The organism is Kordiimonas sediminis (assembly GCF_014656395.1).
Lineage (GTDB): Bacteria > Pseudomonadota > Alphaproteobacteria > Sphingomonadales > Kordiimonadaceae > Kordiimonas_A > Kordiimonas_A sediminis.
The window spans coordinates 637,336-652,745 of record NZ_BNCI01000002.1 but is presented as its reverse complement, the minus strand read 5'-3'; the positions used below and the strand labels follow the sequence as shown (position 1 = coordinate 652,745).

18 protein-coding genes are annotated in these 15,410 nt (G+C 48.8%); 1 reads left to right on the top strand and 17 read right to left on the bottom strand.

Annotated features, from left to right (window positions below; all coding sequences use genetic code 11):
* Positions 1–114: 114 nt before the first annotated feature.
* The 6 genes from IE181_RS10605 to yajC form a co-directional block, all read right to left on the bottom strand.
* Complete coding sequence (locus tag IE181_RS10605; RefSeq protein ID WP_191252789.1) at positions 115–681, bottom strand: hypothetical protein; 567 nt, start codon at positions 679–681, stop codon at positions 115–117.
* Between the two features lie 190 nt (positions 682–871).
* Positions 872–1,747 (bottom strand): coiled-coil domain-containing protein, encoded by an 876-nt coding sequence (locus IE181_RS10600; protein ID WP_191252787.1) that lies wholly within the window; start codon positions 1,745–1,747, stop codon positions 872–874.
* A gap of 222 nt (positions 1,748–1,969) precedes the next feature.
* Entirely contained in the window at positions 1,970–2,374 is a 405-nt protein-coding gene (locus IE181_RS10595; protein WP_191252785.1) for an Mth938-like domain-containing protein, read from the bottom strand.
* A gap of 29 nt (positions 2,375–2,403) precedes the next feature.
* A complete protein-coding gene (secF, locus tag IE181_RS10590; RefSeq protein WP_229819337.1) occupies positions 2,404–3,384 on the bottom strand; it encodes a protein translocase subunit SecF in 981 nt (326 codons plus the stop codon).
* A gap of 15 nt (positions 3,385–3,399) precedes the next feature.
* A complete protein-coding gene (gene secD / locus IE181_RS10585) occupies positions 3,400–5,004 on the bottom strand; it encodes a protein translocase subunit SecD (protein ID WP_191252783.1) in 1,605 nt (534 codons plus the stop codon).
* Between the two features lie 26 nt (positions 5,005–5,030).
* Positions 5,031–5,366: a preprotein translocase subunit YajC gene (yajC, locus tag IE181_RS10580; protein WP_191252781.1), complete on the bottom strand. Its 336-nt coding sequence runs from the start codon at positions 5,364–5,366 to the stop codon at positions 5,031–5,033.
* A 190-nt stretch (positions 5,367–5,556) separates the two neighbouring features.
* On the opposite strand from yajC, the gene IE181_RS10575 reads away from it, so the two are divergent.
* Positions 5,557–6,414 carry an ATP-binding protein gene (locus tag IE181_RS10575; RefSeq protein WP_191252778.1) on the top strand — a complete coding sequence of 286 codons (858 nt, stop codon included), beginning with the start codon at positions 5,557–5,559 and terminating at the stop codon, positions 6,412–6,414.
* 99 nt (positions 6,415–6,513) lie between these two features.
* On the opposite strand, the gene IE181_RS10570 is transcribed toward IE181_RS10575, so the two are convergent.
* From IE181_RS10570 to IE181_RS10520, 11 genes are all read right to left on the bottom strand, one after another.
* Positions 6,514–7,491 (bottom strand): M23 family metallopeptidase, encoded by a 978-nt coding sequence (locus IE181_RS10570; protein ID WP_229819520.1) that lies wholly within the window; start codon positions 7,489–7,491, stop codon positions 6,514–6,516.
* Between the two features lie 84 nt (positions 7,492–7,575).
* Positions 7,576–8,361, bottom strand: coding sequence for a 5'/3'-nucleotidase SurE (gene surE / locus IE181_RS10565; protein ID WP_191252776.1), 786 nt, complete (start codon positions 8,359–8,361; stop codon positions 7,576–7,578).
* A 9-nt stretch (positions 8,362–8,370) separates the two neighbouring features.
* Entirely contained in the window at positions 8,371–9,648 is a 1,278-nt protein-coding gene (gene serS, locus IE181_RS10560; protein WP_191252774.1) for a serine--tRNA ligase, read from the bottom strand.
* Between the two features lie 3 nt (positions 9,649–9,651).
* Positions 9,652–10,515 (bottom strand): twin-arginine translocase subunit TatC, encoded by an 864-nt coding sequence (gene tatC / locus IE181_RS10555; protein WP_229819335.1) that lies wholly within the window; start codon positions 10,513–10,515, stop codon positions 9,652–9,654.
* Entirely contained in the window at positions 10,512–10,904 is a 393-nt protein-coding gene (tatB, locus tag IE181_RS10550) for a Sec-independent protein translocase protein TatB (protein ID WP_191252772.1), read from the bottom strand. Before tatB ends, tatC begins: the two co-directional genes overlap by 4 nt.
* Positions 10,905–10,941: 37 nt before the next feature.
* Positions 10,942–11,181, bottom strand: coding sequence for a twin-arginine translocase TatA/TatE family subunit (locus IE181_RS10545; protein ID WP_191252770.1), 240 nt, complete (start codon positions 11,179–11,181; stop codon positions 10,942–10,944).
* An 84-nt stretch (positions 11,182–11,265) separates the two neighbouring features.
* Positions 11,266–12,027: an SMC-Scp complex subunit ScpB gene (scpB, locus tag IE181_RS10540; RefSeq protein WP_191252768.1), complete on the bottom strand. Its 762-nt coding sequence runs from the start codon at positions 12,025–12,027 to the stop codon at positions 11,266–11,268.
* Positions 12,017–12,829 (bottom strand): segregation and condensation protein A, encoded by an 813-nt coding sequence (locus tag IE181_RS10535; RefSeq protein ID WP_191254185.1) that lies wholly within the window; start codon positions 12,827–12,829, stop codon positions 12,017–12,019. Before IE181_RS10535 ends, scpB begins: the two co-directional genes overlap by 11 nt.
* Positions 12,830–12,871: 42 nt before the next feature.
* Positions 12,872–13,531: a site-2 protease family protein gene (locus IE181_RS10530; protein WP_191252766.1), complete on the bottom strand. Its 660-nt coding sequence runs from the start codon at positions 13,529–13,531 to the stop codon at positions 12,872–12,874.
* A gap of 15 nt (positions 13,532–13,546) precedes the next feature.
* A complete protein-coding gene (nagZ, locus tag IE181_RS10525; RefSeq protein WP_191252764.1) occupies positions 13,547–14,578 on the bottom strand; it encodes a beta-N-acetylhexosaminidase in 1,032 nt (343 codons plus the stop codon).
* An 11-nt stretch (positions 14,579–14,589) separates the two neighbouring features.
* Positions 14,590–15,393: an SPOR domain-containing protein gene (locus tag IE181_RS10520; protein ID WP_191252762.1), complete on the bottom strand. Its 804-nt coding sequence runs from the start codon at positions 15,391–15,393 to the stop codon at positions 14,590–14,592.
* Positions 15,394–15,410: the final 17 nt, after the last annotated feature.

The window sequence follows — 15,410 nt, the reverse complement described above, 5'->3', positions numbered from 1 at the left end:
AAACAAATTCCATACATGGCCTACTTCTGCAGGGCAAGGTAACAGAAATAAAAAAGGGACTAAGTTTCTAGTCCCTTGTTGTTTGCTACAAAACTTTGAAATTTCGCTGGCGTCTTATTCCTGGTTCCGCTCTGGCGAGGCGTCCGGGCTTGGTTCTGCCTGCGGCGCAGCATCTTGGCCTGTTGTCAGGCTTTCAAGAGCAATTAACCCTTCCAACAGCGCCGTGCGGGTGTCCTGACTAAGAACCCCATTTTCAGCTGAACTGCGGATTGCATTTAATTTTGCCAGATCAATTTGAAGCTTTATTCTCGCTTCAGACGCAGCTTTCGAAAGCTCTTCAATCTCTGAATAACGCTTCATAAGGCTTCGTTCGATTTCAATCTCACGTGCCCGCAACCGGTAAATAGACTCAATCGCAGTATTCAGACTGGCACCGTCAGCCGCAGCATCCAAAAGCGGCGCAAGCTCAAGCATCCGGCGTTCTACATGCTGCATTCTGGGATCTTCACAGCTATCTGGCATCAATGGTGTTGACGATAGCGAACCAATATCCTTAGGCTTGGCAAGGGAAACACGTGTATTCTGAGAAGACTGCATATCACGCATTATAGCTCCGATACCGTCAAATGCGCCGATATCATCATCCGCAAACGCGAAAGGCGTGGACAGTGAAAATGCCACACCTATCATTCCTAGAATTTTAATATGTCGAGCCATAGCTCTGCCAGTCTTTCAAATATTTGATGCCAAACAATGACGCATAAACTCAAAATTAACAACCTAAACTTTGGTTCGCCACTTATTGGCGTCACAAGACTTGTAAAACACAACAAACTTCAGTGCACCTGAACAGCTGCACTGAATTAGTTTTTTAAAATTTATCGGCGTCTTCATTCACTACTGATGACCGCTCATTAAGTCGCTTTTCAAGTCGCTTGCGCGCTCTTTCAATGTCGCGCTCTGCCTGTTTAAGGGCTCTCATCTGATGCTTTTCCATATCACGCAGTGATCTTTCAGCATCCTGCAGAGCCTGAAGTTTAATCGCCTGCAACTCCTCCTCATCAAGCTCTCCTTCGAGTTCGGCCATCGTTTCTTCGATTTCAGCACGAACCTCCGCAAGTTCTGCTTCCAAGTCGATCTTGATGTCATCTAACTCTAGTGCCTGCTCATCCAGTTCGGCTAATGCCTGCCGGATTGCTTCATCTATGTGGCGGCTCATTTCAGTGGTTTCAATCTGAACCTCAATCAGATCATCACCATATTCACGAAGCGCTTCCACAGATTCGAGCAGCCCTTCTCGCGCACCAAGAAGTGCTTCTCGCTCAATTTCACTGTCAGAGCTTTCTAAGCGTTTCTCGATATCTGCCAGGGCTTTCTCGGCAGATGCGAGCGCCGTACGGTTTGCTTCTACATCTATTTTGTAATGATATTTTGCATTCTCGGCATGCTTTGCTGCTTCTTTTGCATGCTCAGCGTGCTCTTTTGCATGCTCCTTAGCTAGACGAGCATGCTTAGCATGCTTTTCAGCGTTTTCTGTAACTACTACAGAACGTGTCACGGTCTCCGTGCTGCCGTCACCCGATTTTACAACTGTAACCTTTTTACGCGCTTTAGTGTCTTCTGCCTCATTAGCTTCCTGAAAAGTAGCGCCCGTCTCGACATAGGCATTAGACATCGGAGCACACGCCACCGTTAGAAGAGAAGCTCCCATAAGGAGACGCATCATATTTTTGTTTGTCACAATCATTTTTCACTCCCTCCGGCTTTCACTAACTTTTGTTCTGTGTAGCCAGCTGTTTTTCTTACCACTCGCCGTGCATGACTTCGGGTCATGTCTTGTAAGCACACTTAATCAGGCGATCGTGCTAATTCCAACAACGAAGCGATTAAAAGTTCTTTCAATGCGGTAAAGCGTTAAGCTGAAAAAGACGAGGATCAGACAGCTGAGCCATTTAAATTGCGACTAAGACTATTCAACCGGGATCAGTAACACAGCAACTCTTCTGTGTTCCATCATCAGGATATTATATGTCCTGGCTGCTGCCCCGGTATCCATTGGGTCATGGCCGATACGGCGCTGTTCAAGGTATGAACGTATCATAGGGGGGACCGGAATTAACCTGTCCCCCGTACCAAATAGAATCAATTCTGGCAGGATATCAGCCTCTAAGGCTGGCTTCAGGTCATCAAGCGATACTTCTTCCAAAGAATTGGCCTGAATAGGAAATACACCTGACGGCAAAACGAGAACACCACCATCAAATCGGCGTCCCATTAACCGAAATCCACCATCACCATATCCTTCAACGAGAAGGACGTCTTCTGGCTTTTCCTGTTTCAGGACCATACCACCTGATGAGATTTTCTCAGACAAGAATGCCTCCTGACATCACCAATAAATGTCTAGATATGTTCGAACGGATTGCCCGTACGGGTTTTATCTACAGTTGGGTCTTTCTCGTCATCAACCGGCAGCAGAGATTCACGCTTCACATTCATCTGCAATAGCAAAGGAACGGCAACCAAAACGGAACTATATGTACCGATAACAACGCCCCAGATCATCGCTGCTGTGAAACCTTGAATAACAGGACCACCGAAGAAGAACAACGCGAACAGCGCCAGAAGCGTCGTTGTAGACGTCATCAAAGTTCTTCCAAGTGTCTGATTCAGGGAAAGATTAAGCAGGTCTTCCATAGGCATCTTGCGGTACCGGCGGATATTTTCCCGCACGCGGTCATAAACAACCACTGTATCGTTCAAGCTATAGCCAACGATCGTCAACAGTGCCGCAATGATCGACAGGTTAAAGTCCAACTGAGTGACCGAGAAAAAGCCAACTGTCAGCAGTACGTCATGGACAAGTGCTACAACAGCACCAAGACCAAACTGCCATTCAAAACGGAACCAGATGTAGACCAGAACCGCAAAGACCGCGACAGCAACCGCAATGGTGCCGTCCCGTTTCAGCTCGCCGGAAACCTTTGGGCCAACAACATTTTCCTGCCTGAAGCTAACTGCAGGTATTTCCTCAGAAAGCGCAGCACGAACACTGGACATTGCATTCGTTTGAGCCCGTGCATCACCAGGCTGACGTTCAATACGGATAAGTGCTTCGCTGGCACCTCCGAACTCTTGAACCTGTACATCACCCAAATCAAGACCACCAACGATACGCCGTACGTCAGCAAGCGGAACATCACCACCGTCTTCCATGCCAATTTCGATGGATATCCCGCCGCGGAAATCAATACCGTAGTTCAGTCCATTCACGGCGAACAATCCGATAGAGGCAATGATAGCAAGAAGCGACAGGACAAACCCGAAATAGCGGGCTTTCATGAATTTAATATTTGTTTCCTGTGGAACCAGACGCAGTAACATAATCCTCGCCTCCTCTTAAATTGGTAATTTTTCTGGACGAGCACGGGTAACCCAGCTCGCGAGGAAAAACCGCGTCAGAACAACAGCGGTAAAGATTGATGTCACAATACCTACACCAAGGGTGACAGCAAATCCCTGCACCGGCCCCGAACCAAGCACATACAGAAGGGCCGCAGCAATGAATGTAGTGATATTGGCATCCATAATTGTCGAGAATGCCTGACCATACCCCTGCTCCATCGCGGTAAAGGGTTTGGCGCCAGCATTCTGTTCTTCCCGTATTCGTTCGAACACAAGAACGTTAGCGTCAACAGCCATACCAATGGTCAGAACAATACCTGCAATGCCCGGCAATGTCAGTGTCGCTCCAAACAGGCTGAGCGCCCCCATAATCAGGATCAGGTTGACCACAAGGGCAATATTGGCAGCAATTCCAAACAACCCGTATGAAACAGTCATAAAGATAATAACACCGACAAAGCCGATTACGGCCGCCCACTCACCTGCTGCGATAGAGTCTGCACCAAGGTCTGGACCTACTGTCCGCTGTTCAAGTACTTCGAGCGGAATAGGCAGTGCACCTGCTTTCAACAGCGTAGCAAGTTCCTGCGTTTCAGTAACGTCACCGGCCCCTGTGATAATACCAGAACCACCCAAGATGGCGGACTGAATGGTTGGCGCGCTGATGACCACCTCATCAAGGGCGATAGCAAACGGACGGCCAATATTTGCACGGGTATGGTTACCAAACTTGCGGGCACCAGATGTGTTAAAGGTAAAGGAAACTGCCGGCCGACCATTTTGGTCGAATGAAGGCTGGGCATTTGTCAAATCTGCACCATCGACAATAACCCTGTCTCTGATGGCGATCATACCACCTTCTTTCAACGGCAAAAGCGACACACCTGCACCGAGACGACCACGCTGCATGTCCTGCTGACTAAGGTCAGTGACCACATCATGGAATGTTAGCTTTGCAGCTGTTTGAATGATGCGCTTCAGAGCCTCCGGGTCATCTTCACCGGGAACCTGAAGGACAATACGATCATCCCCTTCCCGCTGCACAGTAATTTCGCGTGTACCATTCGGGTCAACACGGCGCCGTATTACTTCCATTGCGCGGGCTACAGCATCACGCTTCTGAACATTAATACCTTCAGGGGTCAGGTTCAGCGTAAACTTACGGCCTTCACGCTCCAACGTTACTTCCTGAACACCACCGCCAAGAAGCGGGTTTACACCGCCTGTTGTTGTCTGGGTAATTGGAAGCAACTCTTCCCGTGCCCGTTCAATATATTCATCCCGCGTTACCTCGAACGTTACAGAGGTCCCGGAAATTCGAATATTTCGGAAATTCAAATGGGCAACACTTTTCCTGATATCCCGTACCTGCTCGGCCAGGTTTTTCAGTTTGGTGTCGACAACATCGTCAGTTTCGGCTTCCAACAGAAGATGAACACCACCCTGCAGATCCAGCCCCAGACTAAGTGTGTCCGACGGCATCATAGCAGGCAACTCACTGCGCTGCTCTTCAGTTAAAAAGTTGGGAAGTGCGGTCAATATACCGCCAAGGCATACCAACAGTATGAATAGTTTTTTCCAACGCGGAAAGGTCAGCATGCCTTGCCCCTGTCTTCTGGTTATATTTAGGAATCAGTCTTTGCAGGCTCGCCTTTGGCGCGCACTTCAGAAATCGTACTTGCAACAACGCGAATGCGCGTACCCTCAGCAATATCGACTTCAACTTCATTATCTTCTTTTACCTTGGCAACTTTACCAATGATACCGCCAGCAGTAACGACTGTATCGCCTCTGCGCACATTGGCGATCATTTCACGGTGCTGTTTCATCCGCTTGCTTTGTGGGCGAATAACCAGAAAATAGAAGATAAAAACGATTAGGATAATCGGCAGGAAGCCTTCCAGAAGACCTGGCTGAGCAGCAACGGCAGCATCCTGTGCATAAGCGGCAGTTGAGAACATAAAAAATAACCCTTTTGTCTATGCGGCACAAAGTCCCCCCTTGTACCGATATGTCACGAAATTTCAAGGCGCGACTATAGCCCCTGACACCGTAAATGCAACATTCTCCGCTCACTTCAAGAACGGCTAATTGCTTTTCCTTTAGTATCACCGTAAATAAGTAGCATGTGCTCAGTTACAAGTGGCGATCATGGAAGAAAAAATACTCGAAACCCTTACCCGTATTGCGGATGCTTTGGAACAACAGAATTCCCCTGTTGTATCACATGCTGTTGATCCAAATAAAAATGCATTCGTATTTGATGTCTCGACAACGTCTCTGATCTCCATAGACAAAGTAGCAGCTCCCCCTCTGAGTCTCTTATTGGGCGTTGATCGCACGAAAAACACCCTACTGGAAAATACAGTCCGGTTTGCTAACGGCTTTAGTGCTAATAATGCCCTGCTGTGGGGCGCCAGAGGCATGGGCAAAAGTACCCTTGTCAAAGCACTGCATAAACATATCAACGAAACCAACCCACATAGCAGACTTGGTCTGGTTGAAATCCACAGGGAAGATATTTCTGCCCTACCTAGTCTTATGGCTCTCCTGAAAAATGAAGACAGACCTTTTGTTGTTTTTTGTGATGACCTGTCTTTCAATCGCCCTGACAGAGACTTCAAAGCACTAAAATCTGTCTTGGAAGGTGGTCTGGAGGGCAGGCCAAATAATGTCTTGTTTTATGCGACCTCCAACCGTCGCCACCTGATGCCGCGGTCGATGATGGATCAGGAACAGGCTACAGCCATTAATCCAACAGAAGCGATGGACGAAACCATTGCCCTGTCTGACAGGTTTGGTTTGTGGCTTGGATTTCACGCCTGCGATCAAAAAGACTATCTAGCCATGATTGAAGGATATTTTGCGCATCTGGGCTTACCTTTCTCTGACACATGGAAAGAAGAAGCTTTGAACTGGTCAAAGACCCGCGGTAGTAGGTCTGGCCGCGTTGCCTGGCAGTTCGTGACAGATTATGCAGGCCGCAATAATCGCACCATTTCGCTATAATCCATTCACTGGCCACACGTGTGTGATGCATATCACGCGTATGCATCTAACTTGCCGTGCCTTCTGCTAAAAAACACGCTCAGGATAAAAGATACCAGATTAACTGAGATACCGCAGTGGGTCGAGCGCCCGGCGGCCCTTACGTATTTCAAAATGCAATTGCGGCGTGGCTACACCACCTGTGCTCCCTGCCCTGGCAATCACCTGGCCTTTGGTTACTTTCTGCCCATGCCTGACAAGCAAACGTTCATTGTGCGCATAGGCTGTCACCCATCCGCCCGCATGACGCACCAACAGTAAATTTCCGTATCCTTCCAGTGCGTTAGATGCGTACACTACTACACCGCTTTCAGCCGCCTTTACCGCTGTCCCACGTTTAACCAGGATATTTACACCGTCGTTATGAAGACCACCTTCTTTCGGGCCAAAACGGCTGCTGATAGTTCCCTTTACCGGCCAAGCAAACCCTGACCCGGTTCTTGGTGGCGGTGTAGGAATAGCAACAGTTCTTCCCGGGGCTTGCTTAGCGGTAGTCCTTGGCTGACTGGCTGCAGTGTTACTTGCGCTTTGCACACCACCGCCAGGAATACGTAATTTTTGCCCGACTGATAGTGTGTATGGTTTTCGGATATTATTCACCCGAATCAAATCAGAAAGGTTAATACCGTACTGTCGACTAATGCCGTAACTGGTCTCGCCGCGCCTAACCGTATGATAGGAGCTTGTATGCACGACCAGCTTCTGCCCAATTGCAAGCGCATAAGGCGGACGTAGCTTGTTTGCCTGCACTAAATCCTGCAGCCCGACCCCTTCTCGTCTTGAAATAGCATAGAGCGTGTCACCTTTTTGCACGGTGACAGTCCGCATTCCCTGACCGGAGGCAGTATAGTCTGATCTTGCAACAGATGACTGCGTCTGCGCTTTGGTTGAAGTACGCTGCGCCGCATAACGATTGGGTGGTTTTGGTTTAAAACGTGGGTGCGGTACAGGAATTGGGCTGTTTCGAACCTGATACACAGGTTTTATATCGGCAGGACTGCGCGAGGAATAACCGCTGGAACACGCCACGAGAGACATTCCAGCAAGCAGAATTACCGTTTTATTCCATAAACTTATGCGCATAGCATTAACAACCATGCCAAAAGAGTAGCTGAGCTTTGACTATTCGGCAAGAGGTCCTTGAATTTCTGCTGCAAGTGCACGCCGCATATCATCATGAGTTAAGTTTAAATGCAGCGGTGTCACAGAAATACATCCTTCACGAACAGATTTCAGGTCCGTTTCCAGACCAGGCACACCAGAATCACTGGCAAGTCCAAACCAGTAATATGGGAACCCGCGTGGATCCATCCGTTCATCTACCTGAACACCCAGTATTTGACGACGTCCCTGCTCAGTAACCCGAATTCCCTTGACCTGATCAGGTGCAACTGCCGGGAAATTTACATTCATCAGGACATCATGTTGCCAGTCTTGTGCGATCAAACGTTTGATAACTTCTTCGGCATACGTTTCAGCTGTTTCCCAGTGTATTGGATGTACACCGTCGATACACTGACTAAGCGCAATAGAAGGAATACCGCCAAGTGTCCCCTCCATTGCCACCGATACAGTCCCGGAATAGGTAACATGCTCTGCCAGATTACCGCCGCGGTTCACACCTGATAGTATCAACGTGGGCAGATTATCTTTCATAAGCTTGTTAATGGCCATCATTACGCAGTCTGTTGGCGTCCCTGCAACGGCATATTTCTTGTCGTCAAGCTTGCGCACGCGTAATGCGGTCGTCAGAGTTAGCGAATGCCCCGCACCGGACTGTTCGCTTTCCGGGGCAATAACCCAGACATCGTCTGACAGCGATCGTGCAACTTTTTCCAGTATTTCAATGCCTTTGGCCGAAATACCATCATCATTACTGACCAGAATGCGTGTTGTAGAAATAGCCATGATCGAGCCTTATGCTTTGATTACGTCAAGTCCGCCCATGTACGGCTTCAGCACCTCTGGCACACGGATACTGCCGTCTTCCATCTGATAGTTTTCTATAACGGCGATCAATGTCCGCCCCACAGCAAGGCCGGATCCATTCAGTGTATGAACAAAGGTGGTTTGTTTTTCACCCTTTGGCCGGCTGCGCATCTTCATGCGGCGTGCCTGAAAATCACCGCAGGTAGAGCAGCTGGAAATTTCGCGGTATCTGTCCTGACCAGGTAGCCACACCTCAATATCATAGGTTCTACGGGCACCAAATCCAATGTCACCGGTGCAAAGCTTTACAACACGATACGGTAATTCAAGCGCCTTCAGAACTGCTTCTGCGCAGCCCGTCATACGTTCAAGCTCTGCATCACTGTCTTCTGGCTTTGTGATGGATACCATTTCAACTTTTTCAAACTGGTGCTGACGGATCATACCACGAGTATCACGGCCAGCAGAGCCCGCCTCTGAGCGGAAACACTGGCTGAGAGCAGTAAAACGATAGGGCAACTCTTCCTCTGGCAGAATTTCACCGGCAAAAATATTGGTCAGTGTCACTTCTGCAGTCGGGATAAGATAATGATCTGTCGTTGCTTTAAAGAGATCTTCTTCAAATTTGGGGAGCTGTCCGGTACCAACCAGCGCATTATCGCGCACAAGTGTTGGGGTCAGCACTTCTTCGAGACCATGTTCTTCTGTATGCAGATCCAGCATAAACTGCCCAAGTGCGCGCGACAGTCGTGCAAGGCCACTTCGTAGCAACACAAAACGTGATCCAGACATGCGTGCTGCACGCTCAAAGTCCATCTCTTTAAGCTGTTCACCCAGTTCAAAGTGTTCCTTGGGGCTGAAAGAGAATGTAGGCTTGGTTCCCCATACCCGCACCTCTTCATTGTCATCTTCATCATCCCCGTCAGGAATGTCATCATAGACCATGTTAGGCAGACTAAGGAGCAAGTTTTCAATCGCCGTGCCCTGCTCCCGGTCAGTATCTTCCATTTCCTGAATTTTGGTTTTCAGGCCTGATACTTCTGCCATCAAGGCCTGGGCTTCGTCTTCATTGCCCTGCGCTTTTGCTTTACCGATCATCTTGGAAGCTTCATTACGACGAGCTTGTGCAGCCTGTGCCTCTGTCTGTAAAGCGCGGCGCTTTGCGTCCATATCAAGTATGGTGCTTGCAACGGGGTCCACACCACGACGTTTAAGGGCAGCGTCGAATGCTTCTGGGTTTTCACGGATAAATTTCAAATCAAACATGCGTTATGCCTTTTTGGCTTCTCTACGTTTATTGGTTGCTGCGATCAGCAGAATGGAGATTTCATACAAAAGCAGGATTGGAATGCCAAGTGCGATCTGGCTGATTGGGTCTGGCGGGGTTAAAAAGGCCGCTGTGACGAAAGTCCCGACAATCATATATCTGCGTTTTTGGCGTAACCCGTCCGGTGTAACTATCCCCGCGCGCCCCATTAGCGTCAGCCCGACAGGAAGCAAGAAAGCAAAGCCAAATGCGAAGATCATTTTCATGACCAGTGACAAATATTCATCCACCTTGGCTTCTGCTGCGATCTCAACCATACCATTTCCGCCAGCCTCTTCAAAACTTAGCAAGAACTGCCAAGCCCAGGGAATGACCAGGAAATAGGCCAGACACGCCCCAAGTGTGAATAAAACTGGCGTAGCGACCAAAAACGGCAAAAAGGCCTTTCTTTCGTCTTTATAAAGACCGGGGGCAACGAATTTCCAAATTTGTGTGATGAGTATAGGGAATGAAATAATAAAGGCGGCATAGAGTGCCACTTTGATATCAACAACAAATTTTTCCATCAACCCGGTGAAGATCATCCGAACCGCTTCTTTGTCGGTTTGAGCGTCAACATATGGCTTTGCCAGAATTTGAAATATTTCTGACGAGAAAAAGAGCGCACACACAAAGAAGATAATTAGACCGATAAGCACTTTGATGATGCGGGACCGTAATTCAATAAGATGATCCAGCAGTGGTGCGCGACTGGCATCCACCTCATCCTGGCCCTCGTTGTCATCATACAAGTCAGGGGCGTTAGGCTGAGGCTCTGTGTTATCAGGTACGGCCGGGTCTTTTTTACCAAGATCAGAAGGCATCATGACTGTTTCCCTTCTGTGCCTTTGTCTGCATCCGGGCTTTGCTGATCTGCAGCTACGTCCGTAGCCTTTTCATCGTTCTTGCCCGTTTTAGCAGTTTTGGCTTCTGCCTCACGATTTGCCATGATCTTTTCGGTAATTTCTTCAGGCGACATACCGGGCCTTAACCCTTCCTGTTTTCGAAGATCACTGAAAGGATCAGACTTGCTGACTTCCTGCTCTACTTCATCAGCAAGACTTTCTATGCCCTGACGAAATTCATTCGCCATTGCTTTTGCCTTACGGACATAACTACCAATAGTGCGCAGTAATTTGGGCAACTCTTTTGGCCCCACGACAACAAGCGCAAGGATCGCAACCACAAACAGTTCCATGGCACCGATATCAAACATGATGCATTTGCCTTCTCACATCCGGAGACGTCAGGAATTAATTCTTGGACTTTTCTTTCTCATCAGCCACAGGCGTTGCACTTCCTTCGATAGTGCGCTTGTCCTCAACTGATTTGGATGGCTCGTCTTCCTCAGTATCAACCCCTTCTTTGAGGCCTTTGCGGAAGCTGGTGATCCCTTTAGCCACATCACCCATCAGGTCAGAGATTTTACCCCGCCCAAACAACAGAACAATTAATAGGACAACGAGTGCAATCTGCATCCAGCCTGGGAACATGTTTATCTCTCCTTCTTTTGCGGATTTGAAACCCGCCTATTCGCTATCGAATTTTAGTTTTACAATATTTACTGAACGGCGCAATCAACCATCTGTGTTTTCCCTATTTCCATCCTCTGAGATGTCCTGCGACATATCGGATACAGCGGAATGACGATGTTGGTTACGTTCATCTGTGACTTGTCTCTCTGATGCTGCAATTGCTTCCTCGAGGTCAATCTGCGCATCATCTTCCTGACTATCAGACCTGCGTGACGGCACACCACCCATTTTATCAAGCGCAACATCAACACTGTCCAAAAGTCCTGCAGCCTTCAACTCCTGAAGGCCCGGGAGGTCCTTAATGGACTCAATCCCAAAATGGATAAGAAAATTCTCTGTAGTACCATAGGTAACGGGCCTGCCCGGGGTGCGCTTGCGCCCCATCATCCGTACCCACTCCGCTTCCATCAGAACATCCAATGTTCCTTTGGAAATGCTTACGCCCCGTATTTCTTCAATCTCAGCCCTTGTAACAGGCTGATGATAAGCAATGATCGACAATGTCTCAACCGCAGCCCGTGACAGTTTTCTGGGTTCATCCACTTCCCGGCGAAGCAGAAAAGACAAATCTTCTGCCGTGCGAAACATATATTTACCGGCAACCTGCACCAGATTTACCCCTGCTACAGCATACTTCTCTGTCAACTCAGACAAATGTTCTTCTACGTTCGCACCTTCAGGCAGGCGCTCTGCTAACTCATCAACAGATAAAGGACGCTCGCTTGCAAACAAAACTGCCTCAACCATTCTTTGGTGTGCTGCTGCTCTCTCTGGGTTTGTTTCAATGATGGCTTCAGTTGTCATTGGCACCCTGTTCCCCGGCTTCTTCTTGTTGTTTTTGTCGTAAATAAATGGGACCAAACGTTTCCATCTGCCTCAGATCCGCCTGCCCTTGCCGTGCCAGTTCTAAACTGGCAGCAAACATGCTGGCAAGCGCAGATTTTCTATGCTGTTCATCTTTTAAATTGGCGGGCAAGAAAGTGCTGAGTGTTGACCAGGTGAAAACCTCTCCAATCAAGCCTGACAGTCGCTCTATCGCTTCCTCAAGTGCATAGACCGGACGGCGTTCAATTCGTATCTCTGTGATAGTATGGCGTTGCCTGTTATCCGAGTAAGCGCGCAATAGCTCATATAGAGTGACATCATATTGTCCGCGCTTTAGCAGCTTTAGACCCTCTGGATTGCCGCGTGCGAACACATCACGCCCCATTCGGTCCCGTGCCATCAAACGGGCGCCACATTCACGCATTGCCTCTAGTCTTTGAAGGCGCAGTTGCAGCCGTAATGCCAACTCTTCTGCCGAAGGCTCATCCCCAGCCTCTTCCTTAGGCAACAATAGCCGGGACTTCAAATACGCCAGCCATGCCGCCATCACCAGATAATCAGCCGCTATCTCTATCTTGAGCTTTCTCGCTTCAGCTACAAACGCAAGATATTGTTCCACAAGCTCAAGAATTGAGATTTGGGTCAGGTCTACTTTCTGGGCGCGCGCCAGGGTCAACAATACATCAAGCGGTCCTTCGAACCCATCCATATGCAGGACCAGATGATCCGGGTTAGGACTGTGGTGCGTCCCTGCTGGTGATATATCTTCTTCGAATTCCATAAACCCCAAAACCTGCTTAAACACAGGTAACCTATTAGTCGCCTAGAAGCCCCCGAGTGGCACCCCCACCAAAAAGACAACAAGCTCTACCATAAACAATGTTGGCACGAGAACGATTTCTTTCGCCAAGATGATGATTCCCATCAGTATGAAAAAGCCAAAAGGCGCGACTGAACGATACGCCGCAGCCATTTCTGACGGCAGGAACTGTTCCACCACACCTGCACCGTCCAAAGGGGGTATAGGCAACAGATTAAATATCATGAACAGACAGTTTAGGAAAATACCATAAAACATTGTGTTATATAGCCAATCTTCCTCCGTAACCCCTGCGCCGATTGCAAACCGAAGTACATATGCGCAGAATATTGCTACGATCAAATTACCCGCGGGACCAGCAAGCGCTGTTAAAACCATATCACGTTTATAATTACCAAAATTACGCGGATTAATCATGACGGGCTTGGCATAGCCAATCAAAAACGGAATACCGAAAAAGATTGCAATTGCCGGCAGGGCAATCGTCCCGAACGGATCAATATGAACCAGCGGGTTAAGAGACAATCGTCCATCAGCCTTTGCAGTGTTATCACCGAAATAGTAGGCGGCAAACGCATGACCAGCTTCATGTAGCGTGACAGCAAGAAGAAAAGGCAGCGCCATTACACTGAGCAAATATAAGCTTGCATCTAAACTCGGCACAAAACCTCCTGCGTCTTAAGTGCTTGTTTGCAGAATTCCTGCATCTTGCATCATTTGATTATAGCGCTGCTCCATTTCCTGACGGTCAGCAGGCTCCAAACGGTGTAGTTCATAAATAAGCCCGGCAAGCTGTTTTTCAAGCGATGTTGCGGCAAACGGAACAGCAGATGCGATATCCTGCATCTCTTCCATATTACCATTGCAGTGCAAAGCAATATCACACCCAGCAGACAAAGCGCCTGTCGCCCTTTCCTTTAACGAACCTGAAAGAGCCTGCATTGACAAATCATCAGACAGAAGTATGCCGCGAAAACCCATTTTCATGCGAATAATGCGGCTAATCACAATTCTGGACAAGGTACACGGCGCCTTGTCATCCAATTGTGTGTAGCGAACATGCGCCGTCATAGCGAGTGGCATATCAGACAGCATTTCAAATGGCCTGAAATCATGGCTGGAAAGCTCTGCGAGATCACTCTCCACTGTAGGCAATTCCAGATGACTATCGACCAGGGCCCTGCCGTGCCCCGGAATATGCTTCAAAACGGGCAATACACCGCCTTCTCTGAGACCATCACACGCAATCCGCCCGAGCATACCAACAAGCTCAGGATCATCTGAAAAGGCACGATCACCAATCACATTGCTACTACCTTCCTGCGGTACATCAAGGACCGGTAGGCAGTTGACGGTTATACCTGACCGGCGCAGGTCGTCAGCAATCAGGCGGCAATGCAGCCTAAGTGCACTGGCAGCCAGTGAAGGTTCGTCGGAGCACGCCAGGTCACCAAAGACAGAAGCAGGTGGATAGTTCCGCCAGTGTGGTGCCTTCATCCGCTGCACCCGCCCGCCTTCCTGATCAATCAGAATGGGGAGTGCATCACGCCCTGTGACTGCGCGCATTTCAGATGTCAACGCATAAAGTTGCTCCTTGTCCACAACGTTACGCGCAAACAGGATAAAGCCAATTGGATCAACTTCCCGGAAGAATGATTTCTCATTATCAGTTAGCTGTGGGCCTTCACAACCGAATATTACCGGGATCATTGCTCCGGACCTTATGGATTGACAGCCATACAACCCTGCCCTTTTTCGGTCAGGGCCAGGCAAATACGGTCCACTTCACTCCGCGTATTAATCGGACCAAAACGCAAGCGGTAAAGCGTTCTGTCTCCTGTATTAACCGGCTCGTAAATAGGCGTCAGTCCGGAAAGAGCATCCCGAAACTTTCGTTTCAGATCACGCGCTGTGCGCTCCGCACCTTCTCTGCTTCCAAAGGCACCCAACTGAACTTTATATTTACCTGCCATATCAGGCGTGGTTGCAGCTGGTTCTGAAGCCGAGGTTTTTGGTGCCTCTTTTGCAGTGTTTTCTGCAGGCGAGGTCTTGGGTGCAGATGCATCAGCAGTTGATTTGGAAATTTCAGCAACCTGCTCGTCAATCCTGTTGTCCTGGCTTTGGTCCAGGAACGCTTTATCATCAACGGTCGGGGTCTGTACTTCTTCAACAGCTTCTTGCGGCAAGTCAGCAAGAGGGTCTTCTGCTTGTTCGCCAAGCGCCATTTCAGAGGACGGAATGGTATCACCACTGCGGTCAAATACCTGCTTGTCCTGATGGTCAACACGCATGCCGCCGCGGTCTTCTGGACGCTCTTTCACTGGCGTGGAGGGCGCTGCAACACGAACTGGGCCCTGATTAGAATCATCAACTGAATATAGCATTGCAATGACTGATATAAACAGGATGACGATGACTATCGCACCACCAGCTATAAACATCATGGTTTTATCACCTGAGAAGAGTGACTCAGACTGTTCTTCAGCTGGCACTGGTTGCAGCCATGGTGGTGTTTCTTTATCCATTGCGCCCTCCCGAAACT